25 protein-coding genes are annotated in these 26,849 nt (G+C 52.6%); 12 read left to right on the top strand and 13 right to left on the bottom strand.

Going from position 1 to position 26,849, the window contains the following annotated elements; translation table 11 throughout:
* Window positions 1-4 precede the first annotated feature (4 nt).
* The 3 genes from VMF88_07175 (at window position 5) to VMF88_07165 (ending at window position 2,296) form a co-directional block, all read left to right on the top strand.
* Window positions 5-505, top strand: a complete 501-nt coding sequence (locus VMF88_07175; protein HTY10837.1) for a peptide deformylase — start codon at window positions 5-7, stop codon at window positions 503-505.
* A gap of 69 nt (window positions 506-574) precedes the next feature.
* Window positions 575-1,252: a glycerol-3-phosphate 1-O-acyltransferase PlsY gene (plsY, locus tag VMF88_07170; GenBank protein ID HTY10836.1), complete on the top strand. Its 678-nt coding sequence runs from the start codon at window positions 575-577 to the stop codon at window positions 1,250-1,252.
* 42 nt (window positions 1,253-1,294) lie between these two features.
* Window positions 1,295-2,296 (top strand): NAD(P)H-dependent glycerol-3-phosphate dehydrogenase, encoded by a 1,002-nt coding sequence (locus VMF88_07165; protein ID HTY10835.1) that lies wholly within the window; start codon window positions 1,295-1,297, stop codon window positions 2,294-2,296.
* Between the two features lie 56 nt (window positions 2,297-2,352).
* Here VMF88_07165 and VMF88_07160 read toward each other — a convergent pair whose 3' ends face one another.
* A complete protein-coding gene (locus tag VMF88_07160) occupies window positions 2,353-3,075 on the bottom strand; it encodes an energy transducer TonB (GenBank protein ID HTY10834.1) in 723 nt (240 codons plus the stop codon).
* A gap of 108 nt (window positions 3,076-3,183) precedes the next feature.
* Between VMF88_07160 and VMF88_07155 the strand changes: the two genes are divergently transcribed.
* From VMF88_07155 to dnaG, 9 genes are all read left to right on the top strand, one after another.
* The gene (locus VMF88_07155; protein HTY10833.1) at window positions 3,184-3,750 is read left to right on the top strand and encodes a sigma-70 family RNA polymerase sigma factor; all 567 of its coding nucleotides are present in this window, start codon (window positions 3,184-3,186) and stop codon (window positions 3,748-3,750) included.
* Window positions 3,743-4,678, top strand: a complete 936-nt coding sequence (locus VMF88_07150) for a hypothetical protein (GenBank protein HTY10832.1) — start codon at window positions 3,743-3,745, stop codon at window positions 4,676-4,678. The genes VMF88_07155 and VMF88_07150 overlap by 8 nt, the downstream gene beginning before the upstream one ends.
* A 69-nt stretch (window positions 4,679-4,747) precedes the next feature.
* The gene (gene recG, locus VMF88_07145; protein ID HTY10831.1) at window positions 4,748-6,907 is read left to right on the top strand and encodes an ATP-dependent DNA helicase RecG; all 2,160 of its coding nucleotides are present in this window, start codon (window positions 4,748-4,750) and stop codon (window positions 6,905-6,907) included.
* Window positions 6,908-7,181: 274 nt separating this feature from the next.
* Entirely contained in the window at window positions 7,182-8,258 is a 1,077-nt protein-coding gene (locus VMF88_07140; GenBank protein ID HTY10830.1) for a D-alanine--D-alanine ligase, read from the top strand.
* 65 nt (window positions 8,259-8,323) lie between these two features.
* Window positions 8,324-9,406 (top strand): ATP-grasp domain-containing protein, encoded by a 1,083-nt coding sequence (locus VMF88_07135; GenBank protein ID HTY10829.1) that lies wholly within the window; start codon window positions 8,324-8,326, stop codon window positions 9,404-9,406.
* A 30-nt stretch (window positions 9,407-9,436) separates the two neighbouring features.
* Window positions 9,437-9,910, top strand: coding sequence for a GNAT family N-acetyltransferase (locus VMF88_07130; protein HTY10828.1), 474 nt, complete (start codon window positions 9,437-9,439; stop codon window positions 9,908-9,910).
* Between the two features lie 19 nt (window positions 9,911-9,929).
* Complete coding sequence (locus VMF88_07125; GenBank protein HTY10827.1) at window positions 9,930-11,087, top strand: KamA family radical SAM protein; 1,158 nt, start codon at window positions 9,930-9,932, stop codon at window positions 11,085-11,087.
* A 76-nt stretch (window positions 11,088-11,163) separates the two neighbouring features.
* Window positions 11,164-11,760: a hypothetical protein gene (locus VMF88_07120; protein HTY10826.1), complete on the top strand. Its 597-nt coding sequence runs from the start codon at window positions 11,164-11,166 to the stop codon at window positions 11,758-11,760.
* Window positions 11,761-11,805: 45 nt separating this feature from the next.
* Entirely contained in the window at window positions 11,806-13,683 is a 1,878-nt protein-coding gene (gene dnaG / locus VMF88_07115; GenBank protein HTY10825.1) for a DNA primase, read from the top strand.
* A 78-nt stretch (window positions 13,684-13,761) separates the two neighbouring features.
* Here the strand turns inward: dnaG and icd are convergent, their stop codons facing one another.
* From icd to VMF88_07055, 12 genes are all read right to left on the bottom strand, one after another.
* Window positions 13,762-15,015, bottom strand: a complete 1,254-nt coding sequence (gene icd, locus VMF88_07110) for an NADP-dependent isocitrate dehydrogenase (protein HTY10824.1) — start codon at window positions 15,013-15,015, stop codon at window positions 13,762-13,764.
* Between the two features lie 21 nt (window positions 15,016-15,036).
* Entirely contained in the window at window positions 15,037-15,450 is a 414-nt protein-coding gene (locus VMF88_07105) for an HIT domain-containing protein (protein ID HTY10823.1), read from the bottom strand.
* A 170-nt stretch (window positions 15,451-15,620) separates the two neighbouring features.
* Window positions 15,621-16,160 (bottom strand): archaemetzincin family Zn-dependent metalloprotease, encoded by a 540-nt coding sequence (locus VMF88_07100; GenBank protein HTY10822.1) that lies wholly within the window; start codon window positions 16,158-16,160, stop codon window positions 15,621-15,623.
* Window positions 16,161-16,163: 3 nt separating this feature from the next.
* Window positions 16,164-17,519, bottom strand: coding sequence for a sigma-54 dependent transcriptional regulator (locus VMF88_07095; protein HTY10821.1), 1,356 nt, complete (start codon window positions 17,517-17,519; stop codon window positions 16,164-16,166).
* Window positions 17,500-19,149, bottom strand: a complete 1,650-nt coding sequence (locus VMF88_07090; GenBank protein HTY10820.1) for a HAMP domain-containing sensor histidine kinase — start codon at window positions 19,147-19,149, stop codon at window positions 17,500-17,502. Before VMF88_07090 ends, VMF88_07095 begins: the two co-directional genes overlap by 20 nt.
* A 169-nt stretch (window positions 19,150-19,318) precedes the next feature.
* Complete coding sequence (locus VMF88_07085) at window positions 19,319-19,933, bottom strand: hypothetical protein (protein HTY10819.1); 615 nt, start codon at window positions 19,931-19,933, stop codon at window positions 19,319-19,321.
* Between the two features lie 149 nt (window positions 19,934-20,082).
* Window positions 20,083-21,267 carry a Ni/Fe-hydrogenase cytochrome b subunit gene (gene hybB, locus VMF88_07080; GenBank protein HTY10818.1) on the bottom strand — a complete coding sequence of 395 codons (1,185 nt, stop codon included), beginning with the start codon at window positions 21,265-21,267 and terminating at the stop codon, window positions 20,083-20,085.
* Window positions 21,264-22,058, bottom strand: coding sequence for a 4Fe-4S dicluster domain-containing protein (locus VMF88_07075; protein HTY10817.1), 795 nt, complete (start codon window positions 22,056-22,058; stop codon window positions 21,264-21,266). The genes hybB and VMF88_07075 overlap by 4 nt, the downstream gene beginning before the upstream one ends.
* A gap of 17 nt (window positions 22,059-22,075) precedes the next feature.
* Complete coding sequence (locus tag VMF88_07070; GenBank protein HTY10816.1) at window positions 22,076-22,735, bottom strand: hypothetical protein; 660 nt, start codon at window positions 22,733-22,735, stop codon at window positions 22,076-22,078.
* Between the two features lie 14 nt (window positions 22,736-22,749).
* A complete protein-coding gene (locus tag VMF88_07065; GenBank protein HTY10815.1) occupies window positions 22,750-23,415 on the bottom strand; it encodes a glycine cleavage system protein H in 666 nt (221 codons plus the stop codon).
* A 585-nt stretch (window positions 23,416-24,000) separates the two neighbouring features.
* Window positions 24,001-24,636 (bottom strand): energy transducer TonB, encoded by a 636-nt coding sequence (locus tag VMF88_07060; GenBank protein ID HTY10814.1) that lies wholly within the window; start codon window positions 24,634-24,636, stop codon window positions 24,001-24,003.
* 233 nt (window positions 24,637-24,869) lie between these two features.
* Window positions 24,870-26,687: an N-acetylmuramoyl-L-alanine amidase gene (locus VMF88_07055; protein HTY10813.1), complete on the bottom strand. Its 1,818-nt coding sequence runs from the start codon at window positions 26,685-26,687 to the stop codon at window positions 24,870-24,872.
* Window positions 26,688-26,849: the final 162 nt, after the last annotated feature.

Here is a 26,849-nt window from a genome sequence, read left to right as displayed (position 1 = left end):
TTCCATGGCGGTCAAGAAAATATTGCTGCTCGGCAATCCCGTTCTGCGGACACGATGCAAGAGGGTTGAGAATGTCGCTTCATCGGCGGCTCGTTCGACAATCCGAAACCTGAGGGATACGCTCAACGATTTTCGTTCACGCCGGGGGTTTGGCAGAGGAATTGCAGCGCCGCAGATCGGTGTGCAGCTTAGGATCATTTTCATCAATCCGAACGGTCTCGGCCCTCTTCTGAATCCGGTCATTACCAAACGGAGCGGCAAGAAATTCAGTGTGTGGGATGACTGTTTTTCTTTTCCGGAAATGTTAGTGAAGGTGCGGCGTCACGAATGGGTAGAAGTGTCGTATCGGGATGAATCCGGAACGAGGAAAAAGATGAGAGCAAAGGGGGCTCTTTCAGAGCTGCTCCAGCACGAAATTGACCATTTGAACGGCATATTGGCCGTTGACCGGGCCGTCAGTTCCAGGCATATCATACTCCGCAGCCAAAAGCGCCTCCTCGCTTGATTTTCATTAGGTGATTTTCTATTATTAATTCGAAGAAGCCATGATCCCCACTCACGACTTGGATGAACAATGGTTAATCTCGCCATCGTTATTGTTTTGAGTTACCTCGTCGGTTCTATTCCGACAAGCATCATTGCCTCCAAACTTCTGCACGGCATGGACATCCGCCAGCACGGGAGCGGTAATGCAGGGGGAACCAACGTTCTTCGCGTTTTGGGATGGAAGATAGGTTTGGCCGTCATCCTTGTCGACCTGTTCAAGGGGGTCGTAGCGACGATCTTTGTGGCCCGTCTGTTCTGGGATCCTTCGCTGCCGTTCCAAAACAGAACGCCGTTTGAAGACTTCACCGTTGTTCAGATCATCTGCGGTGTCGCGGCGATCCTCGGCCACATCTGGACGCTGTTTGCCGGATTCAAAGGAGGCAAGGGAGTTGCAACCGGGGCGGGGATGCTGCTGGCGCTCGCACCGGTGGAGTTTGCAGTTGCGGTCGTTATTTTTGCCGCTGTTTTTTCGAGTTCCCGCTACGTTTCGCTCGGATCGATCGCCGGGGCAGTTGCCTTTCCATTGACGATGTTCTTCCGCGAGAATATTTTTAAGGTCGAGATCCAGGGATATCACACACTTATCTTTTTTGCCATCGGCACATCGCTTCTCCTCATCTATACCCATCGAGAGAATATCAGGCGGCTCATCCGAGGGACAGAGAATAAATTGACAAATTTCCGCGGTTCGTCCCCACGCAGTTGATCTCCTCTCTCATTGCTTCATTCTTCATAACGCAGGTCTGCCATGCGCGTCGCTGTTCTGGGAGCCGGAAGTTGGGGAACGACTCTCGCTATACTACTTTCTGAAAATAGTCACGATGTGTCGTTGTGGACGTACCGTCCCGAACAGGCGAAGCTCATCCTTGAAACGCGGGAGAATCCGGCTTTTCTTCCGGGAATAAAAATCCCCCGGGAAGTTTCAATCCTGACCGATATCCAGGAAGCGGCGCACAAAAAGGACATTATCGTCTCCGCCGTTCCGTCGCAATTCCTTCGCTCTGTTATCCAGCAAATCGCTCACCACGAGTTATCTCAGACGATCATCGTGAACGTGGCCAAAGGGATCGAGAACCACTCGCTGATGACCATGTCCGAAGTGATGCTCGACGTTCTTGAGCATGAGAAGAGGGGAAACCTCGCGATTCTTTCCGGTCCGAGCCATGCCGAGGAGGTCAGCTTACGGATGCCGACAGCGGTCGTTTCGGCGTCGTTCAACATGAGGACGGCAAAGCTTGTCGCGTCAGCGTTCAGCACGCCGTACTTTCGCGTCTACATCAACGACGATATTCGGGGAGTGGAACTCGGAGGCGCGTTGAAGAACGTCATTGCTGTCGGAGCCGGCGTGGTGGAAGGGGCCGGGTTCGGCGACAACACAAAGGCCGCGATTATGACCCGCGGCATTGCGGAGATGACACGGCTCGGGGTGAAAATGGGAGCCCTCCCCCGCACATTTGCCGGGTTGACGGGCGTAGGCGATTTGATCGTTACATGCATGAGCAAACACAGCCGCAACCGTTACGTCGGGGAGCAGGTCGGGAAGGGGAGAAAATTGGACGACGTCTTGAAAGAAATGGTCATGGTCGCCGAAGGAGTCGCCACGTGCAGATCGTCGGTCGACCTGGCAAAAAAGCATTCCATCGAAATGGCGATCTTCTCGGAGGTCCACAAAATTCTTTTTGAGGGAAAGAACCCGCATCTCGCCACGGAAGACCTGATGACGCGCGAAGTGAAAGGCGAAACGTCCTAACTACCGATCATTTGACCTCTGTTTTCTGCCTCCACCGCCTGGATATTTCGCTTCCCCTAACGATTATTCTTCAACGCGAACCTGAACGGAATTGTCACCCACACTGCGACCGGGCCGTTGTTCATGACTGCGGGGGTAAAGACCCATTGCATCGCAGCGTCGGTCGCCGCTTGATCGAATAACTCCGAGTCGGTCTTTACCACTTCCGCCTTTTTCGCTTTCCCCTCTTTTGTCACCCATATTTTTACCCACACGATGCCTTCAATTCCGGCGCGAAGAGGAATAAGAGGATATTCAGGGGCCGGATTGACGACCGCGACCGGAGGTTTTTCGATCGGCTGGAATGGGGGCGGCTCCGCTTCGCTGTCGCCGCCAGGCGGCGCGTCGATGACGACATTCCCACTCTCTCCGATTCTTTGATCGATGTCGGAGGTCGTCTTGTTAAGGTCGTCTTGAGTAGCGATCGTAGTCTCCGGAGAGACGTTCGCATCCGGCACCATCACCGGAGCTGCATTTGCCGGATGCGCTGCCGGCGTTGAGACGTTCACCGCTGGCGCTGCTAGCGTATTTGTGATCGATGGAGGCGGCCCAAGTCTTGTCATATCCACGTGAATGACCGGCGGAGTTGCTTCTTCCTGAGCGAACAAGCCGGCACAGTAATAGCTTGCGACAATGACGAGGTGAAGGACGGCCGCAAAGAAAAGTCCGCGTAAAGCGAATGTCGGATATAACGACCGGAGTTCGATCGCGCCGTATCGAGCCTGAATTTGATTTGTCATCGTCGTCTCCTCCGAAGATGTGGCGTTTATATTGAATCCTGAGGCACTTATTTGTAATTTCTTTCATTCACCTGCTGATTGTTAATGTCATTAACTGATGAAAGGTAAATGAAATCATCTCTCTTCTATCTCCATAACGACGCGAAAATTCTTGACCTCATCAGAAAGGGAGATGACGAAGAATCGTTGGCGACATTATATAAAGCGAACAGGCGGCCGGTTGTCTCGTATGTGATGAAAAACAACGGTACGGCGGATGATGCTGAAGATATCTTGCAGGAAGCAGTTGTCGTATTGTGGGAAAAGGTCCGTTCGGGACAGTTTCATTATGAATCGCAGTTGAGCACGTTTATTATGGGGATTGCAAAGAATATCTGGCTTCGCCGGTTGGCTCGTCGCCGGAAGGAGATCCCTGAGGGAGCAAACATTGACGAAGCGATAAGCCTTGATCCGTCGCCGCTTGAAGAACTGATCGACAGCGATCGGTCGAGACTTGTCAGCGATTCGTTGAACAAACTCGGCGATCCATGCAAAAAATTGCTCCTTCTCTTTTATTGGGAAGAACTTCCGCTCGAACAAATCGCTTCAGTCATGGGTTTCGCAAACGCTGAAACGGCGAAATCGAAAAAGTATCAATGCAAAAAGGCATTAGAGAGAATACTGAAAAATGAGTAATAGCTCTCACTGGACGGACGACGCTGACGTACTCGACCGGTATGTTCTCGGTCGGCTTGAGGAGTCGGAACGGACGCTTCTCGATCGGCATCTGAGCGGATGCGAACAATGTTCGAAGCAAGTTGAGGCCGAGCGCGAATTCGCGGCCGGGATTAAGCTGGCGGGAAGAGAAAAATTAAGAGAGGCGCTCCGGCAATCTCTCAAGACCGACGAAGCGAATAGTTTCCAGCGGTACCAACTGATAGGTCTTGCGGCTGCCGTTCTTGTCGTATTGGTTGGCCTGGGCATCTTCCGGTTTTATTCCGGCGGAATTGAATGGCCGGTAAAGTTTTCGTCGAAGAACTATATCATAAAACAGGGTCCGGCCGATTCGTCGGCTGCGGCACAAGGGAGCGCGATCCGACAATCACCTCAGAATGAAAACCTTGGGACCGAAAGCGCCAATGGAAATCAAGCGCCGCATGCTGAAGAATCGGCGCTTCCCGAAGGCCAAAGCGCCGGCTCATTTTGGCTCCTTGGCACTGTCGTTATGATCCCGGAATCCGGCGCTCACACACCGGCGTCAGCAGAAAGAAGCCTTCCGGCAAAATTCTCGAAGCAAGGGGAGGTCTTCATCATACATCAGGACGGAGTTTCACAGACGATCACGCTCGCCCAGCGGACGCTTCATCTTCTCCCCCATGGACAAGTAAACCAAAGCAGCGCATACAAAACGGTTCAGACGCTTGTCGAAAGAACTGCGAACGGATTGAGCCTGACTTTATACCAGGAAAAATTATTCCGGGAGTCTCAGATCCGGCGGGCAACCATTGAACCGGTGACGGAAGACTCGCTGATCGTCGATGTGGAACATGAACATATCGCCTACCATATTCCCGGGGGATGGGGAGCGCAACCGTCAACAAAAACTAATTTTGAACACCGGTAATCGGTGAACCCTTGCCGGCAGGCCGTCATCATTCATACTATTCCTTTGGGCTTCCATACTAGCGACACATTGCAATACGTCAAGGGCATCGGTCCGAAGAGGGCCGCTGCATTGAAAGGAATCGGCATCGACTCGGTTTCCAAACTTCTCTATTACATTCCCCGCGACTACCTCGACCGCTCCCGAATCACGAAGATCAAGGACCTTCCCAAATTGGTCAATGCCGGGTCGGAAGTGACGGTGATCGGAGCAGTGTTCCGGCAGCAATCAAAAAGAACCCGGCGCGGCAAGCAGATGTTCTTCCTCACTCTGAAGGATGAGACCGGATACCTTACCTGCATTTTTTTTGCCGGCGTGCAATGGTACCAAAAGGCCTTTGAGGTCGGAGAAGTGCTGGCGGTTTCCTCAGTACCGGAGCTGGATAAGCTGAATCGGCCGCAGTTTATTCATCCGGAATTTGACAGGCTGAAAACCAACGATGAGGATGATTCAACGGATTGGAATTCGCTGCTCCACACCGGCGCGATCATACCTGTTTACCGGTCGAGTGAAGAGCTGCGACAGGTTGGGCTTGATAACCGGGGTTTTCGAAGGATCATCCGGAGCGCGCTGCAAAACAACCTGGACGCTCTGAGGGACCATCTTCCTCAAGACATTCTGCAGCGCCGGCAGCTTTCGGCCATCCATTCAACGCTCAAAACGATCCATTTTCCAAAAACGTATCCTGAAAGAGACCTGGCCCTTGTCCGCCTTAAATTCGACGAGCTATTTTTCTTCGAATTGCTAATGGCGTACCGGCGACGCGAGATCAAGGGAGAACTGAAGGGGATTTCGTACACGATCAAAAGCGAATTGGCCCGGCAGCTCCTTTCTCGTCTCCCCTTCGATCTCACCGATGCTCAGCGGCGGGTCATAAAAGAGATAACCGGCGATATGAGCCTGCCGACGCCGATGAACCGCCTGCTTCAAGGTGATGTCGGCAGCGGAAAGACCATCGTCGCGCTGTTTGCAATGCTCGTAGCGGTTGAAAACGGAATGCAATGCGCCCTGATGGCGCCGACCGAGATCCTGGCCGAACAGCATTTCTTCACGCTGAAGAATTTTTTGGGAGATCTGCCGGTCAATGTTCGGCTGCTCATCGGGGGACAAAAGAAGAAACTCCGGGAAGACATTCTCGAAGATATCCGTAGCGGCTCGGCGAATATCGTCGTTGGTACTCACGCACTTCTCGAGGAGCACGTCGCATTCGCCAGCCTCGGTTTTGTCGTGGTGGATGAACAACACCGTTTCGGCGTCGCACAGCGGGCTCTTCTTCGTGAAAAAGGGAAAGGAAATCCGGACGTTCTGGTGATGACGGCAACACCAATTCCCCGTACGCTGTCGTTGACCCTGTACGGCGATCTTGACGTCTCCGTGATCGATGAACTTCCGAAAAACCGGCGGCCGGTGAGAACGGCGGTCCGGACGGAGAAAGAAAAGAAGAATGTTTTCAAGTTTGTGAAGGATGAAATCCACGAAGGGCGCCAGGCATATATTGTCTATCCCCTTATCGAGGAATCGGAAAAAATCGACCTCAAAGCAGCCATGGTCGAGTTCGAAAAATTAAAGAGAGAATTTCCTGAGCTCAGGCTTGGCTTGTTGCATGGGCGATTGCCATCCGATGAAAAAGATGATCTGATGGCCGATTTCAAAGCGAAAAAGATCGACATCCTCGTTGCGACAACGGTCATCGAGGTCGGCATCGACGTCCCGAATGCCACCATCATGATCGTGGAGAACGCAGAACGGTTCGGCCTTTCACAATTGCATCAGTTGCGGGGAAGGGTTGGGAGGGGAGCGGATCAATCATATTGTGTCCTTCTGACCGATGACCTTGCGATGAAACGAAAGGCACAATTTGCATCAAACCGGGCAGAGGCCAATAAACAGAACTCCGACATCTCGCGGCGGCTTGAAACGATGGTGCAGACAAACGACGGATTCACAATTGCGGAGGTCGATCTTGAACTGCGCGGTGCCGGGGATTATTTCGGCACACGCCAGAGCGGGCTTCCTTCGTTCTTTGTCGCTGATATTGTCCATGACAAGGAAATACTTTTGCAGGCACGTGAAGAAGCATTCAACCTTGTCGCGCGCGACCCTCACTTGCGATTGCCGCAGCATACCCTCATTCGTACACAATTCGAATCGGTGTACAAAGATCTACTTTCGTACGTTCGAATCGGCTGATCCTTTCCTAAAAAATTGTCTCAAAACTTTTTCCGAAAACATTTCCTGTCTCTACTTCGCATGGAGAGACGAAGAAATTTTTTTTCCAAAATCTTCCCTATCAAAGAGTCTGCCACTCTGACAACTTTGGCCTCGTTTCCTAAGAAAAGTGCTACTTTTTTCTTGACAACGTGTCTAAAAACATTATATTTGTAACTAGAGTTGGGCAAGAAAGAGTCATCGTATCGGCAACCAGTATGAAAGGTATCGAAAAGTTCTTTTGGTACTCCCCTGAATGGACGTAGCGCTAGTCTACAACATGAAGAAGGAAGAATCCGATGCCGCCGAAAACGGCGTCGAGCCTTCTAGTCAGAACATCACTGATGTCAGTACGCAAATAGCAGAGAAGTCAACGAGCGCTGATACGTACGCGGAGTGGGACACGATTGAAACTGTGACTGCTGTCCGCGACGCGCTTGCTCTCCGCCACTCCGTGACGATGATCGAAGCCGATGAAGATGCGTTTGAAAAACTTCGCGGCCGCCGTCCGGAGATCGTCTTCAACATCGCCGAGGGACAATTCGGTGTTTCACGCGAAGCACAAATTCCTGCGATGCTGGAGATGCTCAACATCCCCTATTCCGGGTCCGATGCGCTTACCCTTGCGGTCTGCCTCGACAAGTCCCGGGCAAAAGAGATCCTTTCCTACTATAAAATTCCCACAGCAAAATTTTCGGTTCTGTATTCTCTCGCGGACCTTTCGGCTTTGCGCACAAATTTCCCGTGCATGGTGAAGCCGTTGAATGAGGGGTCGAGCAAGGGAATTTTCGATGCTTCGCTTGTGCGGAATCAAAAGGAACTGCAGGCGCAGGTCGAAAACGTCCTTGTGACCTATAACGAGCCCGTGATTGTTGAAGAATTTTTGCCGGGGCGTGAGTTTACGGTTGCTATGCTTGGCAACGGGGATGATGCTCGAGCCCTGCCGATCGTCGAGATAAAGTTTGATTCGCTCCCGAAGGGCGTCAACCCGATCTATTCGTTTGAAGCGAAGTGGATCTGGGATCAGGCGTCGAATCCGCTCGATATCTTCGAATGCCCCGCCCGATTGACGCCGGCGCTCAATGATTCCATTGTAAAGCCTTGCAAGGACGCATACAAGGTGTTGAGATGCCGCGATTGGTCGCGCATCGATGTGCGGCTGGACAAGAACGGAGTCCCGAATATCATTGAAATCAACCCTCTTCCCGGCATTCTTCCGAAGCCGGAAGACAATTCGTGTTATCCAAAAGCAGCGCGGGCTGCGGGCATGTCATATGACGAAATGCTCAATCGTGTACTCGATGAGGCCCGCAAGCGCTGTAAGTTGCTGTAGCGCCCCTAACTAGTTGAAAAAGAACGAGATACAGACAGGCTTATTTCACAAATACGGAGTATGGTATGAGAAAAAAGCTACATGTTTCGGTTATTTTCAACCAGCCGACGATTCAGACGTCGGAGGGACGGAAATTCATCTCGGAGTCCGGGATGATTCAGGAAGGGGCGCTTGCGACCGCCCGGGCTAACGGCCTGATCGACATGTCTGAAGTAGGAGTGGTCGAAGAGCGTGAGCAAATTCAGACCGCGCTGAGTGAACTTGGGTATCAGACGTCGATCTTCAACATGTCCAACGATGTCGAAAAACTGCTGGAGTTTCTGAAGTCCGAGAAGCCCGACCTTATTTTCAACCTTGTTGAATCGCTCGGCGATCAGGCGATTCATGAGATGCACGTCGCCGGCATTTACGAGATCATGGAGATCCCTTACACCGGTTCGCCGACAGTCACCCTTGGCACGTGCCTGAACAAAGCGCGTACGAAGGAGATCCTTTCGTTCCACGGTATTCCGACCGCGAAATTTATTGTCTGCAAGCATCTGAATGAAATAGTGGTCGACGATTTCGACCTGTCGTTTCCTCTTATCGTGAAGCCTGCCAAAGAGGATGCCAGCGTTGGCATTGACAACGATTCGATCGTCGAGTCGTTGACGGCGTTGAAAAAACGCATCCGCTACATCTTCCAGCAGTATGACCAGCCGGCCATTGTCGAAGAATACATCGAAGGCCGCGAGTTGAACGTCGCTATTCTCGGTAACGGCAAGCCCACCGTTCTTCCGATCTCGGAGATCGATTTTTCCGGGCTCCCGTCCGGCTATCCGAGGATTGTGACGTACGATGCGAAGTGGGTGACGGGTTCCGTCGAGTTCGAGGGAACAAAAGGAGTGTGTCCGGCCGATCTGCCGCCGACGATCGAGGCGCGCGTGAAGGATCTCGCGTTGCAGGCGTTCAATATCATGGGATGCAGGGATTACGCGCGCGTGGATTTCCGGCTGACGAAAAACAACAAACCATACGTTCTGGAAGTGAACCCCAACCCCGACATTTCCGACGATGCGGGGTTTATCCGGTCGACGAGGACGTACGGATACACCTTTAATGAGACGATCGGAAAGATCGTCGAGTGTGCGTTGAAAAGAAATCCCTAGACGCATCGCGCTTTATTCATTACGACAGCAATGAACATCCGCCCGCTTCAAAGCGAGGACAAAGAACCGATCGAGAAGCTTTTGAGAGCGACGGACGTTTTCAGCAATGAAGAAATCGATGTCGCGATCGAACTGATCGAGATTTGTTTGAACGACAAGCAGCAGGGCGATTATGAAATATTCTCTTACGTCGATAGCGCCCAGCAGGTTGCCGGGTATGTGTGCATCGGGCCGACGCCGTCGACGCAGGGAACATACGATCTGTACTGGATCGCCGTCACTCCCTCCGTTCATGGCAAAGGAATCGGCTCGGAACTTCTTCGGTTTGTTGAGGAGCGCATAAAGGAAAAGGGAGGGCGTCTCATCATCGCTGAAACATCGTCGACGCCGAAGTACGAAAAGACGAGAGCGTTCTACGAGAGAAAAGGATTTCAGCGGCGGGCATGCATTACCGATTACTACAAGCCCGGAGATGATCTGATCATCTACGGCAAATATCTCTAACTATCTCAGGTATTTTTTTATGGAACTCTGGCAGGAAATGTTGCGGGCAAGTGTGGACAGCGGCAAGGATCTGGTCGAGCGTTTCAATTTCGACAAGGACCTTGCGGACAAGCTCAACTCCCTTTTTCATATCCGCATCAACCCCTACTATCTCAGCCTCATCCGGTATCCCGGCGACCCCATATGGCTCCAGTGCATTCCCGACGCCCAGGAATTGGTCCCCGACGATTTCCCGCTCGACCCGCTGAACGAAGAGGGGGACAGCCCGGTTCCGAGCATCACACACCGGTACCCGGACCGTGTGCTTTTTCTGACGACAAGCCAGTGTTCGATGTACTGCCGTTTCTGCACCCGAAAAAGAAAAGTCGGCGACTCGGGGAAGATCAGCATGAAGTTCATCCAGTCCGGTCTTGACTATATTGCCGCCCATCCTGAGGTGCGCGACATCATTCTTTCTGGGGGCGACCCGCTCATGCTGACGGACGTCATGCTCGAGAAGATCATTTCCGGGCTCCGCGCGATCCCGCACGTCGAGATCATCCGCCTCGGCACAAAAATGCCGTGCGTTCTTCCGCAGCGCATCACGCCGAAACTCTGCAAGATGCTCAAAAAATATCATCCGATCTATGTGAACACCCACTTCAATCACCCGTGGGAATGCACGACAGAGGCCAAACGCGCCTGCGAAATGCTTGCCGACGCCGGCATTCCGGTCGGCAATCAGGCCGTGCTGATGAAAGGGGTCAACGACGACCCAGACGTCATGCTGGAGTTGATGCGCAAGCTGCTGACCATGAGGGTGCGCCCGTATTATCTCTACCAGGCGGACATCACCAAGGGGGCAAATCATTTCCGCACTCCGGTCAGCGTTGGGTTGGACATCATGGACAAGCTGCGCGGCCACACCTCCGGGCTTGCCATCCCGCATTTCGTGATCGACGCTCCCGGCGGCGGCGGGAAAATTCCTTTGCTCCCGCAATATGTGCTCGGCAGGAGCGGCAATAACATCATTCTCCGAAATTACAAGTACGACATCTACCAGTACCCCGATGTCGAGGAGGAAGAAAAGAAGCCGGAAGCGCAGCTTGAGAAACGCTATATGCGCAAACGGCCGAAACCCGCGCGGAAGAAGGTCTACGAAACCAAGCCGACGCGCGCCGATGCCATGGCGGAATAACGACAACAGTCCCGTTCTTTGAGCGGGACTTGTTGTTTCAGGCGAGACATTCCGCTGATTCTCTTGAGATGAAACAATGATGCCGAGACAGATCTTTATTCTGCGCCTTTTCGGTTACGCCATTCTCCTCTACATCTGGTGCCTTCTTCCGTTCAATTTTTATGAGCCCACGCCGGCATTTCACCTCCCTACTATTCTATGGCTTATCCATCTTTTTATTCTCTACATCCATGAGGCGGGACACTTCTTCTTCAGAATGTTCGGGGAGTCGCTGTATATTCTTGGGGGATCGATCATGCAAGTGCTGGCCCCCTTCGTGTGGTTTTTGGTCGCATGGAGGGAAGAATCTGCGAACGCGCCAGTTGCGGTTTTCTTTACCGGCGTGAGCCTTGTTGATGTCAGCATTTATGTCCGGGACGCTGAAACAAGGATCCTCCCGCTGCTGGGCGGCCACCATGTGAAGCACGATTGGGCAACGTTCCTCGGCGACCATGATATGCTCGACTGGGGGGTGCCGCTCGGGAATTTGTTCTTCTTCACCGGACTTCTCGCCGCTCTCGGCGCGGTCGTATGGGGAGTGAGACTCTCCTTGATGCTGTATCAACAAGAGCGGCTTGAAGCATCAAACCTATCGATTCCGGACGGCCCGGATTCATCATCGCCTGCACCCTGATCTCCCTTCCTTGTTTCTCATCCCGCTTTTGGCTAAATTTTTTGCGTGAGAATCCCAGACGATAAGATCCAGGAAATCCGTGCCGCGACCGATATTGTCGAGTATATCGGAACCTTCGTGCGCCTGAAAAAACGGGGCAAAAACTACATCGGCCTTTGTCCGTTTCATTCCGAAAAAACTCCGTCATTTAACGTGAGTCCCGATAAAGGGATGTACTATTGCTTTGGCTGCAGCCGTGGGGGGGACGTGATCAAGTTCGTGATGGAATGGGAGAAGGCGACGTATGTTGAGGCGATCGAGATCCTTGCTGAACGCGCCGGCATCACGATCGTCAGGACCGAAGAATCGTTGCAATCTGCAAGCGAGACCGAAAAACTTTATTCGGCTTGCTCATTTGCCGCGAAGACGTTCTATAGGAATTTAATGAAGACCGATGAGGGAAATTTCGCCCTCAAGTATTTTCAATCCCGCGGATTCTCCGATAAGACAATTACGGGGTTCGGCCTCGGCTATTCGCTGCGCGGATGGGACGCTCTGGTAAAGCAAGCGGGGGATGAGGGGATCAAGCCGGAATATTTGGAGAAGGTCGGACTGGCGCGCAAACGGGACGACGGCGGCCATTATGACGCATTCCGCGGCCGGGCGATGTTCCCGATCTTTTCGACGACCGGCAGAGTGATCGCTTTCGGCGCAAGAAAATTATACGACGATGATACGCTCGGCAAGTACATCAACTCGTCGGAAACCCCCATCTACCATAAGAGCAAGATCCTGTACGGACTGCATCAGGCAAAGGAAGCGATTCGGGAAAAGGACTCGGCGATCCTTGTCGAAGGCTATGCGGATTTAATTTCGGTTTTCCAATCGGGCATTCACAACGTCGTGGCATCGAGCGGCACCGCGCTCACGGTTGAACAGATCCAATTGATCGCGCGATACACCAAAAACGTGATCTTCGTGTATGACGGCGACTCCGCCGGAGTCTCCGCGATGACGCGCGGCGTCGACCTCATTCTCGAGAACAATCTGGATGTCCGTGTCGCGGAGCTCCCCCAGGGGGATGACCCGGATTCTTATGTGAGAAAGAAAGGAGCGGACGGTTTTCAGGAAGTTCTCTCGAAAGCCGTCACGTTTGTCGATTTTAAGGCGAACGCACTGCGCCGGGAGGGGAAGCTTGATTCGCCGGAAGGGAAGGCGGAAGCGGTGCGGACTCTTGTTCAGACGATCGCGAAGATCAAGGATCCGCTGCGGCAAACGTTCTTTATCAAGGACGTGGCGGAGAAATACAAACTCTACGAATCAGCGCTTCTTTCCGAGCTGGAGAAATTTACGCGCAAAGTGCCCGATCGTTTCCTTGCCGTTCCGCGAGTCAACTCAAACGAAGCAGCCGGCGTTGACAATGCAAAGAACAAGGGGGCCAAGGAGGCGACGGAAATACCGGTAGAAGAAAAAGAGCTGCTTCTTGTTGCGTTTGAAGAACCGATGCAAATGATCCCGTTTATTTTTTCATACGTGCATACGGACGAGTTCTCTCATCCGCAGACAAAGGAAGTCGCGCAGATATTGGTCGATGAATTCGACAGCAGCGGCAAGGTCGATATTCATCAAATCCTGCAGAGTGCATCATCGGACGCGTTGAGGAAGCTCATCGCTGAGCTTTCGTTTACCCCGTACCAGCTCGGTTCCCGATGGGAGAAAGTCGGTGCACGGTTGAGCGATACCAGAACGCTGGAGCGGGCGGAGGGGGCGATCAAGCGGTTGAAAAAGAAGGTTCTTGAACGTGAGCTTGCTGAGAACCAGCAAAGGATGAAAGATGCTTCATTGAACGGGGAAGACACGGTCAAGTTTTTAAAACGCCACCAGGAGATCTTTACGTCGCTGAAAGAGATCGAGAACGCCAAGCTAAAGAGACCGGTAGAATAGCGTTCAATTCACTCCGGCAGACATTTCAGGCCGAGTTTATCGTGCTCCAATTTTGATTGACAGGGTTCTCGGATCCCCTTACATGTTTTTGATGATTGCCTCTCCGAATTCCGAACACTTCACCTCTTTCGCCCCCTCCATGAGCCGCGCAAAATCGTACGTCACGGTCTTGGACTGAATGGCTTTATTCAGGCCCTTCAAGATCAAATCCGCGGCTTCTGTCCATCCCAGATACCGAAGCATCATCTCGCCGCTGAGAATTAGCGAGCCGGGATTTACCTTGTCCAAGCCGGCATATTTAGGGGCCGTGCCGTGCGTGGCTTCGAAGACCGCATAACCGTTCTGATAATTGATGTTTGCACCGGGGGCGATCCCGATACCTCCTACCTGCGCAGCAAGTGCATCCGAAATATAGTCGCCGTTCAAATTGAGTGTAGCGATCACTTCATATTCGGCCGGACGTGTCAGGATCTGCTGCAGGAATGCGTCCGCGATGACATCCTTGATCAAAATTTTCCCCTCGGGAGGATTGCCGCCGCACTCTTCCCACGAAACGACTTCCTTTGAAAATTCCCGCTTGGCCAGCTCGTAGCCCCAGTCGCGGAATCCCCCCTCGGTAAATTTCATGATGTTCCCCTTGTGAACAAGCGTCACTGATTTCCGCTTGTTGACGATCGCGTACGTGATCGCCGCGCGGACAAGCCGCTCAGTCCCTTCCTGCGATACCGGCTTGATCCCGATGCTTGAGGTCTTCGGGAAGCGGATCTTTTTGACCCCCATTTCTTTTTCAAGCCAGCCGATGATTTTTTGGGCCTCGGGGGTCCCGGCTTTCCATTCGATTCCGGCATAAATGTCCTCTGTATTTTCGCGGAAGATCACCATATCCACGAGTTCCGGATGTTTCACGGGGGAAGGGACGCCGGCAAAATACTGGACGGGGCGGAGGCAGACATACAGATCGAGCATCTGCCGTAGGGTCACGTTAATGGATCGGATCCCTTTGCCGACCGGAGTCGTGAGGGGTCCTTTGATTGCGATGGTGTATTCCTTGATCGCTTCGAGCGTATCGTCATGAAGCCATGTGTTCTCGCCGTAGACGGTGTTGGCTTTTTCCCCCGCAAAGACTTCAAACCAGCTGATCTTTTTCCTTCCGCTGTACGCCTTCGCGATCGCCGCATCGAACACTTTGTTCGAGGCGCGCCAGATGTCCGGTCCCGTGCCGTCTCCTTCAATAAAACAAATGATCGGATTATCCGGAACGTTGAGTTTTCCGCCGGTGACGGTGATCCTACTTCCTGATGACGGCGGTACAAGTTTTACGTACTTCGGCATAGCAGATTCCTTTTGAGAGGTTTATTCGTGAATCGCAGCGCGGATTCTTGAGGCAACTTCGTTCATATCCGAACCTTGATAACGTTTCAGCTGGAGCACAAAACGGATATTGTCGCCTTCGTAGCGCGGTGTGATGTGGATATGGAAATGAAAAACTGATTGTCCGGCAACGGGGCCGTTGTTCGAGAAAAAGTTGAACCCTTTGAGATCGAAGCTCTTGACCAACGCGTGGGAAACCACGTGAACAGCATGCATGATGCCTGCCAGCTCGTTCTCAGGGACATCGAGGAAATCTCTATGATGGTTTTTGGGAATAACAAGAGCGTGGCCGTAATGGATCGGATTGACATCAAGAATTGAAATTGCGCAGTCGTTCTCGAAGAGAATTTCAGCCGGGGTTTCTTTGGCAATGATCTTGCAAAAAATACATCCCATGATCATTCCTTCTCCTCAGAACGGCGGATTCTCGGTAGTAAAATGTCGGCTTTGACTTTTCCCATAACTCTCTTATGACCCGGAAATCGGCAAACTGCATCGGGCGTGCTGAAAAAAATATCGAAAAAACGTCCGAAAGTCAACGAAACAGGGAGAATATTTGCCCTAGTTTATGAGCGTTCGCGGTCCTGAAGCAGCGCGGCACAGGACGGACAAAAATTTTCGGACTTCACGTCAATGTCTTCAGCCGCCGTTGAACTATGCATCACGCATTGATAATCGTGACAATGGACAAGCCCGAAGGTGTGCCCGAGTTCGTGAACGGCTTCCTTGATGAGCCGCTCATGAAGGAGCGCCGGGTTCGCCGGAAGGCCGTACAGCCTGTCGTCGAGGCGGTGCGTGGAAACGACCGCCATTTGCCCATCGAGCTGCGCCTCGCCGAACACATAGGTCAGGACGGGAACGAAGAGATCCACTGAGGTCACGCCGATGATCTTTCCCGGCAGGCCGTTAAACCGCTGCGTGAACGCGGAAATGAGGGAAGTGGAGTTGAATTGATTGCGGTAAGCGTCGAAAGCAAACGAAGGGTCGATCGATTTGGCCGTGTCGATCGATGCAGGGAACCTGAAAATGGATTCTAATGGAACGATCAGAGCCCGAAGGGCATCGTCATCGTACGGCTGAACCGGAACAACGAGGATCGGAGGCATGGGTCACGGCTTAATAAGGCCATACTTGGCGATTTTATTGTAGAGCGTTACCCGGTCAATGCACAGAATTTCGGCCGATCGCGTGATGTTCCACCCCGTCTTGGCGAGGATCGCCTCGATGTGCGCCTTCTCGACCGAGGCGATGGAATCATCCGTCGGAACATGATGATTCACTCCGAGCTGAAACGGCAGGTCGTCCGGCCGAATGGCGGGGGGTTTTGCCAGCACCATTGCCCGCTCGATCACATTCTCCAATTCCCTGACGTTGCCCGGCCAATCATACCGCACAAGCAGGTCCATGGTATCGGGGGTCACTTCGATGACCTGCTTGTTCATTGCGGTGGAATATTTTTTGAGGAAATGGTGGACGAGGAGCGGGATGTCCGTTCTGCGTTCACGGATCGGGGGTATAAAAACGGCGAAGACATTGAGCCGGTAGTAGAGGTCTTCGCGGAACGTCCCTTCCTTCACTGCCGCTTCGAGGTCGCGGTTCGTGGCGCAAATAATTCTGAAATCGCTGTGAATGACCTCATTCCCTCCGACGCGGGTAAATTGTTTCGATTCGATCACGCGAAGGAGCTGCACCTGCATTTTTTGCGAGATCGTACCGATCTCGTCGAGGAAAATCGTCCCGCCGTCGGCCATTTCGAATTTTCCTTTGCGGCGGTATTGCGCTCCGGTAAACGCCCCTTTTTCATGCCCGAACAATTCGCTTTCGAGAAGCGTCTCCGGCACGGCGCCGCAGTTCACGGCGATGATCGGGAAAAAGCGACGCGGGCTGTTCACATGAATGGCGCGTGCGATCAACTCCTTTCCCGAACCGCTTTCCCCCCGGATCATCACTGTCGTATCGGTTTGGGCAACGGTCTTCGCGAGCTCGATGACTTTTTTCATTTGCGGACTGGTGCCGACGATTTCCGATTCCTGCCCCATTGACGAAAGATGTTCGCGTAGCTGCGCATTTTCATCGGCAAGTTTTTTTTGCCGAAGGGCGTTGGTGACCAGGTGGGAAAGATGGTCCGGGTCGACCGGCTTCGTGACATAATCGAAGGCCCCTTCTTTTAAAGCCTGCACCGCGCTTTCGACGGAGGCGAATGCCGTGATCATGATCGTTGTGATCGACGGGTCGATCTCTCTCAACCGCTTCTGCAGTTCAAGCCCGCTCATCCCCGGCATCTTGATGTCGAGGAGGATGATATTCCATGGGCCGTCGGTCATTTTTTTAATTGCATGATTTGCGTCCTCCGCGGTATCGACACGGTAGCCGTCCTGCCTGAACCATTTCGAAAGCGAATCGCGGACGACGAGTTCGTCATCGACAATGAGAAGGCTGTTCTGTTTAGCTGATTTGTCGTTCATGGCCGTTGTCAAGGGTAAGTGAAGAGGATGAACCGGTGTTCACATTGCGTGATGCCGTACGGGGAAGATGCAAGACAAAAGTTGTACCGCCGTGAAGTTTCGATTGAACGTCGATGGTGCCGCCGTGCCGTTCGATGATGCCGTAGACGACGGCGAGGCCTAATCCCGTTCCTTTTCCGTTTTCTTTTGTCGTGAAGAATGGCTCAAAAATATGGGGGAGGGCATTGTCGGATATCCCTATCCCGGTATCAGTGACGGTGATATCAATGGCGTCTGCGGAATGGCGTGCTTCGATCTTGAGCGCTCCCCCTTCGGGCATCGCTTCGATCGCATTGATCTCCACGGCGAGCACCGCCTGTTCGATCTGCTGCGGATCGCAGACCAGCATCAGCGGCTCCCGTTGGAAATCCGTTTCGAGCGCGATGTTGTGTATTTTCAAATGATGGTCGATAAGGCTGACCGTCCGCTCGATCGTTCCGCGGATATCCGTTTCAACAAAATCGCCGACCTTCTGCCTCGAAAAGAGGAGCAGATTTTTTACGATGTTTCCGCACCGGGCCGTCTCATCGGCAATGATCGTGAGGTCGCTTTGGATTTCCGCGGCCTCTTCGCCGGAGATCATGCCTTCCTTTACCATTTTTTTGAGCAGCTTGGCGTAGGTGAGCACACCTTCGAGCGGATTGTTGAGCTCATGCGCAACAGTGGAGGCCAGTTTGCCGAGCGAGACCATTTTTTCCATCTGGATCATATTGGCCTGCGCACGTTTCAATTCTTCTGTTTTTTGGGCAACGCGTCCTTCCAGGGTTTGGGCCCACTCCGTTAACTCGTTTCTCGCTCGTTTTAACTCATCGGCCATCTGGTTGAACGAAGTTGCAAGCCTCCCGATCTCATCGGCCGACCGGACGGAAATGCGGTAGTCGAGATTCCCTTTCGTGATTTCATGCGTGCCAAGCGTCAGCTTGTGCACGGGGATGTTGACCACCAGCCAAATAAAAACCCCGACGAAGGAGGTCATGACAAAAAACATAAAAAGCGCATTCCAGTACTGAGAGCGGTTCAAGCCGGCAAGATGTTCGTCGATCTCCTTTAGCGGCATCATGACGTCAAGAACGCCGAGGATCGTTTGCGACGGCGCATGGGCATGACAGTCGGCCGTTGAACAGGTGGAATCGTTCTTGATAGGGACGATCATCCCCAGCACTCTGTACCCTTTCGGAGAGGAAAAGATTCGGCTCAGCTCCCGCGGGTTGGGGGAGAGCGGAGCCTTGCCGGGAGAATGGCAGGCAGTGCATGCTTCAGCGGTCATGTCGACGTTTGTGCCAACTTCCCCCGGAACGGTCGAAAGAGTTATTTCTCCTTTTTTGTTGTAAATGCGGATCGCCTCGATGCCCGGTTCGTTGCCGATCGTGTTGATGATCTGATGAATATCCTCCCGTCGGTTCAGCATCATACTGTAGTTCGTCGAGCGTTTGATGACATCGCCGATCCGATTTGCGCCGACAATAGCGTCGCGCAGATATTGCTCGGCTTGATGGTCGATGCTGAGTTTTGTGAGGACCGCCGTTCCGACAAGCATGACAAAGAGGATGATCAAGAACACGCGGAAAGCGAGCAGGTTCAGAACTTTCATAGTTTTCTCTCCCCAAAGGAAGACAAGTACCGTGCCATTTCTACTTTTTGGGAAAAGCTGGCGGAAAGGCTTAAAAAACGGGGGGAGTGGGAGGGGAATTTTACGCAAAAATGCGAAATAATCCACGCGATTTTTGCTTTTCGAGAGAGAACGGCGGCGTGAGATTATTTCATGCCTTTGAAAAAATCCTGCTTATGATTTCAAAATATTTCTTCCGTCCAAGTATTTCATGAATGCTGATGACGGGTTCGCCCCCGTCGTACATTGTTGCTCCAACACCGGGCTGCAATCTGCCGTATGCTGCGGAAAATCTCTCTTTCATCGCTGCGATTTCCTTATTGACAAGCTGAGAGAATTCATCCGCGTTCAGGAGTGCGGCGTCCGATGGTGCCGTGTCGGCAATACGCAGGATCCATCCTGATGAATACGGATCGTCGAGAAGAAGATAAGGATGGTCGACGAGGTCTGTGTTGGCATCGATTCCGGCGCCCGAAACCGCCGGCCGGAGGGCGATCGTTCCTTCGCGCATGGCGAGCCATGCGCACGGTGAATTGTGTTCGACGCGGCAGGGAGTTTGCGGCAGCACAATGCTGACAACCGGCCGCAAGAAATAAGCGCCGATGTGGTCGAGGCCTATTGTCGCTGTCGTTGCAGAATCATTTTTTATCCAAAGATGCCCTTTGTTGTATCGTCTGTCGTTAGGCAGCGGGATCTCTAACAACGGCCGGAAGAATTCTTCCAAGCTTTGCTGGAAATGATTGTGTGGAGCGTTCACGTTTTCCATGGAGTCATCCGCAAAAGTGTTATGAAATAGTTCGGTCGGAAACTTTCCGGCTGCATCATCTGGGTTTGTGCAGCCGGAGTTCATGACGACAGCAATGCTTGTTTGATCCTGCCGAAATCCATCCGTCGTATCGCAGGAAGGCTATTGTATCACCGCCCCTTCGATGCCACTTCCAGGTCTTTCATCCATACGCGGTCGGCCGATTGAGCCTCCGCGTGTCTTTCATGATCGACGAAGACAGGGAAGTTTTTCGCCACATAATAGAACGCGACAAATCCAGCCGTGCCCAGCGCAACCGTAATCGAAACCTCCTGCCATGACGGAAGGTACGTCCGCTGCGGCCAGTGTTCCATACTGGTGACCGCAGTGTTCATCCTGTTCGCTACGAATCCGAGTATGACAAGGATCGACGTATAGAACAGCCCCTTCTGGCTCATCCTGACCTTCCGGAAGAGAAGGAGGACAACAGGGACGATCACGCCGACCGTAATTTCAAGAAGAAACAGCGCGCTTTGGTAGGTCGGCTGGAAAACGTATCGGAGCGCATCACGGCTCATCAGGTCCTGGACCCGGACCGTGAACAATAATGCAAGCACGACGGTCAACACACGGGCCAGTTCCGAGAAGAGCGGCATCTCGATCCGGCGTCCGAATGCGCGCGCCGACATGAACGACGAGAATATCACCATGGAAATGCCGGCCGCCACGCACGAAATGAAGAACAGAAACGGTACGATATCCGAAAACCAGAGAGGATGCATTCGTTCCGGAACGACAAGGTACAACGAACCGAACGACGATTGATGCAGTGTCGAGAGGACGACGCCGGCGACGACCACCGGCAGGGAAATGGTCCGCAGCACTTTGATCGGAGCGTGCAAATGGAATTTTTCCAGTACCACCGGGGCGAATTCGAGAGTGAGCACGGTGGTGTAGAGAATGATGCACCAGGTGATCTCGAACATCACCGAATGCGGATTCCACATGACCAGCGGATGCCAGAAATTTTGCGGACGCCCGAGGTCGACGACCAGGACCATCACCACCAGCATGTAGCCGATGTACGCGGTGAGAATCGACGGGCGGACAATCGGTTCAAACCGTTCGGCATTCAGAATATGCACGGTTGCAGCGATGGTAAATCCCGCCGCCGCGAGTCCGACACCGATAAAGTCGAATCCGATCCAGAACCCCCAGGGGAATTGATCGCTCAGGTGCGTTGTTGCGCCGAGCCCCATCGTGAACCGCTGAACCGCGGCAACGGCCCCGACCGCCATCAGCATGATCGCGGCGGCCTTCCAAAACGTCACCTTGTGAAAAAGAAATGTTTTCATAATAATTTCGCCCTCTCTCCGTTTCGCTTTGATTCCAGTAGTTTTTGTTTTTCCTCCGCTTCGAACCGTGCAACCTCTGTACGGCGCGCTGTGATCCAGTGGATGCCGAACAGAACAACGCCTGCCGCGACGGAATACTTTGGAACTTGCGAAAGGACCTTCCACGAGAGCTGCGGGATAGGATTATTCGGGAGGTTCATCGGGAGTCCGAGCTTCTCGAACGGAATGCTGGAGATATACAAGACCGATGTTCCGCCCGCTTCGGTAAGCCCGTAGATATAGTTCACGTACGTCGCGGGGCTGGCGTCGATCCGTTTCCGCGCCTCTTTGATCATGTCATCTCTGTCGCCGAAGACTGTTGCGTCGAACATGCATGCTTCTGCGCACGCGGTCTTCCCGCCTGCGGCGATGCGCTCATAGCACATTTTGCATTTCTGGACGCGCGGTGAAACGCTTCCCCATTCGTACCGGGGGACTTCAAAAGGACATGCCTGCATGCAATAGCGGCAGCCGATACATTTGGTCTCGTCATACACGACGGCGCCGGTGTCCGTTTTCTTGAACGCTCCGACGAGACAAACGGAAACGCATGTCGGCTCGTTGCAGTGCATGCACAATTTGCGGACAAAATTCTGGTCATCATTGAGGCTTTGAACGACGGTGTAATGCGTTGCCGAAAGTTCTGCGGCCTCTTCCTGGGGAAGGTGGTTTGCTTCCGCGCAGGCGCGTGCGCATTCCCGGCATCCGACGCACTTCGAAACATCGATCAATAGCGCTTTCCTGCTCATCATGGTCATCTCCGCCAGCGTTATTGGACATTAAGAAATTGGTGTTCGAATTTTTCACACTGTTCAGGCGTGAAGTCATTAAACAGACCGTCAACCGGTGCGCCGCCGTCCTGCAGAAGAACAGGGGAGAGCGAGCCTGCCTGCATCGATTCGGCGATAAAGTCTTTCAGCCGTCCGAGTTCCTGCTGAATCCAAGCGCGGCTCCGTTCGCCGAGCAGAAATTGCGTCAATTCCGATGCCCGCTGCGGCTTCATGGTGTATGCCCAGCCGTTGACAAAAAGCTCTTCCTTCATTTTTTCCGGTTCCTGTTGAAGGTCTTCATTCACCGCGACGACTTCTCCGTCGATCGGTGATTGAACCGTGAGCGTTCTCGTCCCTTCCTGCAGCCGGAAGAGAGCTTCCCCCTTTTTCGCCGACGAACCGGGAGCTTTGAGAAACGAGATCGCGGGTTTTTTCATCATCCGCAAAACAAAATCATCGGCACCCACGCGGACATTACCGGAGGGGAAGAGATTGAGCCACGTATGCGACGGCGCGAAGAAAATTCCGGCCGGCACACGCATCGGCGATGGCGTGAGGGGTGCTTGAGCCGCGGCGAGAGCGGTTTTCTTTTTCCGTTGGACGACATAATCGATTCCGAGGAAAAGGATGATCATCGTTAGAAATAATAGGACTGTCATAGGAGTTGCCTTTTTCAAGTATTGAGTGTTGATTGATCGTTGTTAGGGAAAAATTCTTCAATTAAGATCCGCCATTCTGCGCTGCTCGTCATATCGCTGACGCTGTCGATAATTTCGCCGCCGTCCTGCATTACGATGCCGAGACGGGGGGAGAACCAATGAACGAGATGAGCGCGGGTTGCTTCCTGCCATCGGTCGGCCGTGACCCCCTTAAACAGCCCCTTCAACTCGACTCCCAGGTTTTGCGGAGCGATCTTTGCAATCCATCCCCTTTCCAACGGGGAGTTGTTGACGATTGAAGGGGTGCCGGCAAGGTGTTTGTTGATCGCAACGATCGTTCCGGAGATCGGGGCAATGGCGGGGAGTGATTTATCGCCGTGTTTCAGGGTGGCGAGAACTTCACCCTGACGAATTATCGATCCGGCCTGAGGAAGTTCAATGTTGTTGATGTTCCCGATGAACCTCTGGGAAAAGTCGTCCACTCCTGCAATCACATCGCACGAAGGTTGAACGAGCGCCCACATGTGCCCGCGGTGGAAGTAGCGTTCTACGGTCTCGGTTGCAACCGGTAAACCGGCTTTCACGGTGGCCGATGATTCGGCGGAAATTTTCTTTGAAAAGGAGAGGTACTCCGCTGTCAGGAGTATAACCACCATCAAGATGAAGAGTATGGCGACCATTTCAATTCCTCTTTCGATGTTTTTCTGCCAAAAGTAATTGAAATAATCATGCCAAGAAACATCATCATTAGATGAGATTCTCTAACACTGTTTGAATCAGCGGCTTAACGGAGATGAGGCGGAAGGTTGTAGAGATTTGGGAGGGAGTAAATGTATATAAATTCAACAACCGTTTATCTATACATTGAGTAAATACACCAATTTTTGCAACAATAGGGAAAAAGAAATTGTAGAAATACAAAACACTATACGTTGAATATTTCAACAAATACTACGGCTAATCTTTTTCCCAGAGCGAATCGAGCATGTTGGGGTCACTAATAAACAATTTTGCGCAAAATTCACCGGCGAATTTACCGCTCTTCTTGCACTGTGCTAGAGTCTTTTTGATCGATTCTGCATCTTCTATTCCGCTTGAAAAACAATAGTTCTCCAGGGAAGTACTGCATTCAGTGCAGAAAATTGTTTTTGATGATTGACTCTCTCCTTTGTTGTCGGTTTTAGACATAAAAATGCAACTGTTCTGTTTGTTGATCTTTCTTCTTCCCCAGTCCGACTGCAACTAACAAAATTTTGCCGTCAGAGTCAATCAAAGCGTGCGTCTGCCGCAAGTCGCTTGAAGATCACGAAATGTTCTCCAAACGGGATCGGTTCCGTATACCCGTCCCCTTTAAGCGCCGTAAGAACCCGCTTCACGCTTTCCCCGTATCGCGAAATGTCCACCTGGCCTAATTGGCCGTGGTTTTCTTTCGATTTCGATATTGAAAAGCTGGAGACAAGCGAATCGAAATTTCCTCCGGCCTGAAGCATTGCAAACACTGAATCGGCAACTTCGGCGGTTTCGCACTCTATTTCCGCCAGCCCGATGTAGACAGGGATCTCAAATTTCACATGCGCGTGGAAATTGATCCACATTGCGATCGGTTTCCCATTATGAATTGCCGGAGAAAACTTCCATTGTTTCATCCGTTCGCCGGCAAGCGAATCCCATACTGCATCATTGGTCGGGTTCATCAATTGAGCTCTAAGCACCGAACCATCCGCGGCGATCAGGATCCTAAGGTCGAGCTCGGAATGGCTTAGAAAAAGCGCTTCGCTCATAGGGGGAAAAGGCTCCTGTTCTATTAGCCGCGGCAATATTTCCGGCATATCGACCGACCCGGTCGAACCACATCCCCATAACAGGAAACAGGCGAGAAAATACAACCCTGCAAGTTTCATATGGCACCTCCTAAAATAAAAAAACCTCATTCGTCCATGATCGCTGGAGTTCCGAGGTTCTTTATTTTTTCATCGCCGATTCCATGCCTCCTCCTTATGGAGTTGGAATCATATGGACAATCATCAGAAGTGTGCACTAGCGGGCACACGCCCAAACTCTAGCGGAAAGATGGAGATCTTTCCGGACAATGTCAAGAGACCGTTGGCCATGCCGCCGGCCCGCTCCAGGAAAGTTATTTCTTCCTTTCGCCAAATTTTACTACAAACTCTTCAATTCCTTTTTCGATCTGACCTGCAATCCGTGACCTGAAATTGTCGTCGAGCAAAAGCATCTCGTCCTCTGGGTTCGACATGAACGCAGTTTCCACCAGCGCGTTGGGAGTTTGGGTCAGCGAATTAAGGTTGAAATTAAAGCTGCCGACGACTCCAAACTGGTCGAGCCCGAGCTCCAGCATTTTGCCGTACAGGATCTCCGCCAAGGGGGCGAAACCGATATGACGATAATATGCGCTTGTCCCCTTAGAAATATCGGGGTCTGCAGACGCGCTCGCCGAGTTTGCATGAATGCTGACCAGCAGCTGCGCCCCGGAGCTGAGGATCTTTTCGGTCCGGTCCGTCATCGAAACAGTTTCGTCGGTTGTTCGTGTCATAACGACCTTCGCTCCTTTTTGACGCAAAAGCGTATCGAGATGCTGGGCGACGGAGAGCGTTATTTCCTTTTCCTTTCTTCCCGTTGCGCCGATGGCGCCATCATTGTCCCCGCCGTGACCGGCATCGACCGCGATGATCAATCCGGCGATGGCGGAGTCGGCGGAATGGATCACCGGGGGGCGGCGGACCGAAATTCGCATCGTAGAACCGTTGTCGTAATTGATGTCATATCCCCAATGCTGCTGGTAGTTCAACGCAATGGTAAGGCGGTATTGACCCGACGCGGCCTGGCTCCATGTCACGTTCTTTATGCCGCTTCCCGAAAGTTGATGCGTGATCCAATTGGTGTTCGAGGTCGCTCCGAAAATGTCGACGACGATCGCTGCCGGGTCAACAAGCTGCTGGCTGAGGTAAGGGAGGCGCTGGTCGAGCGCGACGGTGACGATGTCTTCCTTATCATTGCCCGAAATGGAAAGGGCCCCGATGAGGGAACGCGGGCGAGGCGTTTCAAGCGGAAGAAGCTGTGCAAACTCTTCAGGAAGCCACCCCTCCATTTCGTCCCCGAGTTTCACCTGATATTGGTCCCCGAGCTTTCCAGTGACGACGACTCTGATGCCGGGCTTGAGGAATCCCAGTTTCGCGCCTCCCAGTCTATCGGTCCCGACGCTGGCATTTAAGTACGGCCGTTTGCCGATCAGCTCTGCCACGCGGGGAAGTTCTTTGGGGAGGATGGTTACCTTTCCTTTCGAATATCCTTTTTCGCTTGAGAATATATTTTTGGGAATCCGAAATTTTATCTGCACTCCTCTTGCCTCGTCATCGTCTTTCACTTTGTAGCTGCCGGCATAGATCCCCCCCACTCCGCCGGCTTTCGAGACGGGAAGCTCGGACATCGCAATGCCCGACTCCACTCCCGGAATGTCGAAGTATGCTTTGTGCCCGGGACTTCCCTTGAATTTGACCTCAAGGATTCCGTCCTTTCCCAGCCAAATATCCTCGGAGGGTTCCATCATGATTGTATCGATGGAAATCGGCTCCTTCGGCGATGTCTTCGGCGGCTCCGGTCTTTGCATGAAAATATTTTCCGCAGCCGAATCCCCGTTCGCCGAACGAACGACGAGCCTGAGGACGGAGGATCCGACCGGAACGTTGACGATACCGCAGAACGCCCCGCTGGCGTACACCCGGGTTTCTTTGCCGTTGATGAATGCCTTTGCATTCGGAAGAGTGGAGGCCGCAATGCGCTGGCGCGGAGCGGTCGTCACCAAAGCGCTGCTGTCGGGGACGACGACGCGGAGGAAGAGGGAGTCACCTGTCTGGGCATTCTGCGCATAGCCGATGCATGCCGGGAGAAGAACGAGTATGACCGAGTTGACGAGAGATCGAAGGTTATTACGCATCAGCATGCTTTCTTCCGTTTGTAAACAGCAATAACATCGGGTTCAAAAAATGTAATATAATAGAGCGTGAGGAGATTTGCACCACAGTTCTTTGGGAAGTATATTTGGAAAATTTTTCGTGGCCGATAAGGCCGAAAAGACCTTGGCGTGCGTCGCGCGGCG

It is taken from the genome of Bacteroidota bacterium (assembly GCA_035506275.1).
Lineage (GTDB): Bacteria > Bacteroidota > Ignavibacteria > UBA10030 > UBA8401 > JAGVPT01.
Note: the sequence above shows the minus strand (reverse complement) of the source record. Positions and strands in the feature narration are given on the sequence as shown.

What these genes read in the sequence shown, in the direction of transcription:
- VMF88_07060 (HTY10814.1), bottom strand. Translation starts at nt 24,636, where the DNA reads ATGAAACTTGCAGGGTTGTATTTTCTCGCCTGTTTCCTGTTATGGGGA.
- VMF88_07065 (HTY10815.1), bottom strand. Translation starts at nt 23,415, where the DNA reads ATGGTCGCCATACTCTTCATCTTGATGGTGGTTATACTCCTGACAGCG.
- VMF88_07055 (HTY10813.1), bottom strand. Translation starts at nt 26,687, where the DNA reads ATGCGTAATAACCTTCGATCTCTCGTCAACTCGGTCATACTCGTTCTT.
- VMF88_07075 (HTY10817.1), bottom strand. Translation starts at nt 22,058, where the DNA reads ATGATGAGCAGGAAAGCGCTATTGATCGATGTTTCGAAGTGCGTCGGA.
- VMF88_07095 (HTY10821.1), bottom strand. Translation starts at nt 17,519, where the DNA reads ATGAACGACAAATCAGCTAAACAGAACAGCCTTCTCATTGTCGATGAC.
- VMF88_07090 (HTY10820.1), bottom strand. Translation starts at nt 19,149, where the DNA reads ATGAAAGTTCTGAACCTGCTCGCTTTCCGCGTGTTCTTGATCATCCTC.
- hybB (HTY10818.1), bottom strand. Translation starts at nt 21,267, where the DNA reads ATGAAAACATTTCTTTTTCACAAGGTGACGTTTTGGAAGGCCGCCGCG.
- VMF88_07160 (HTY10834.1), bottom strand. Translation starts at nt 3,075, where the DNA reads ATGACAAATCAAATTCAGGCTCGATACGGCGCGATCGAACTCCGGTCG.
- plsY (HTY10836.1), top strand. Translation starts at nt 575, where the DNA reads ATGGTTAATCTCGCCATCGTTATTGTTTTGAGTTACCTCGTCGGTTCT.
- VMF88_07125 (HTY10827.1), top strand. Translation starts at nt 9,930, where the DNA reads ATGGAACTCTGGCAGGAAATGTTGCGGGCAAGTGTGGACAGCGGCAAG.
- VMF88_07175 (HTY10837.1), top strand. Translation starts at nt 5, where the DNA reads ATGGCGGTCAAGAAAATATTGCTGCTCGGCAATCCCGTTCTGCGGACA.
- VMF88_07140 (HTY10830.1), top strand. Translation starts at nt 7,182, where the DNA reads ATGGACGTAGCGCTAGTCTACAACATGAAGAAGGAAGAATCCGATGCC.
- VMF88_07070 (HTY10816.1), bottom strand. Translation starts at nt 22,735, where the DNA reads ATGACAGTCCTATTATTTCTAACGATGATCATCCTTTTCCTCGGAATC.
- VMF88_07150 (HTY10832.1), top strand. Translation starts at nt 3,743, where the DNA reads ATGAGTAATAGCTCTCACTGGACGGACGACGCTGACGTACTCGACCGG.
- VMF88_07155 (HTY10833.1), top strand. Translation starts at nt 3,184, where the DNA reads ATGAAATCATCTCTCTTCTATCTCCATAACGACGCGAAAATTCTTGAC.
- VMF88_07120 (HTY10826.1), top strand. Translation starts at nt 11,164, where the DNA reads ATGATGCCGAGACAGATCTTTATTCTGCGCCTTTTCGGTTACGCCATT.
- VMF88_07085 (HTY10819.1), bottom strand. Translation starts at nt 19,933, where the DNA reads ATGGAAAACGTGAACGCTCCACACAATCATTTCCAGCAAAGCTTGGAA.
- VMF88_07105 (HTY10823.1), bottom strand. Translation starts at nt 15,450, where the DNA reads ATGGGATGTATTTTTTGCAAGATCATTGCCAAAGAAACCCCGGCTGAA.
- VMF88_07130 (HTY10828.1), top strand. Translation starts at nt 9,437, where the DNA reads ATGAACATCCGCCCGCTTCAAAGCGAGGACAAAGAACCGATCGAGAAG.
- VMF88_07165 (HTY10835.1), top strand. Translation starts at nt 1,295, where the DNA reads ATGCGCGTCGCTGTTCTGGGAGCCGGAAGTTGGGGAACGACTCTCGCT.
- icd (HTY10824.1), bottom strand. Translation starts at nt 15,015, where the DNA reads ATGCCGAAGTACGTAAAACTTGTACCGCCGTCATCAGGAAGTAGGATC.
- VMF88_07100 (HTY10822.1), bottom strand. Translation starts at nt 16,160, where the DNA reads ATGCCTCCGATCCTCGTTGTTCCGGTTCAGCCGTACGATGACGATGCC.
- VMF88_07135 (HTY10829.1), top strand. Translation starts at nt 8,324, where the DNA reads ATGAGAAAAAAGCTACATGTTTCGGTTATTTTCAACCAGCCGACGATT.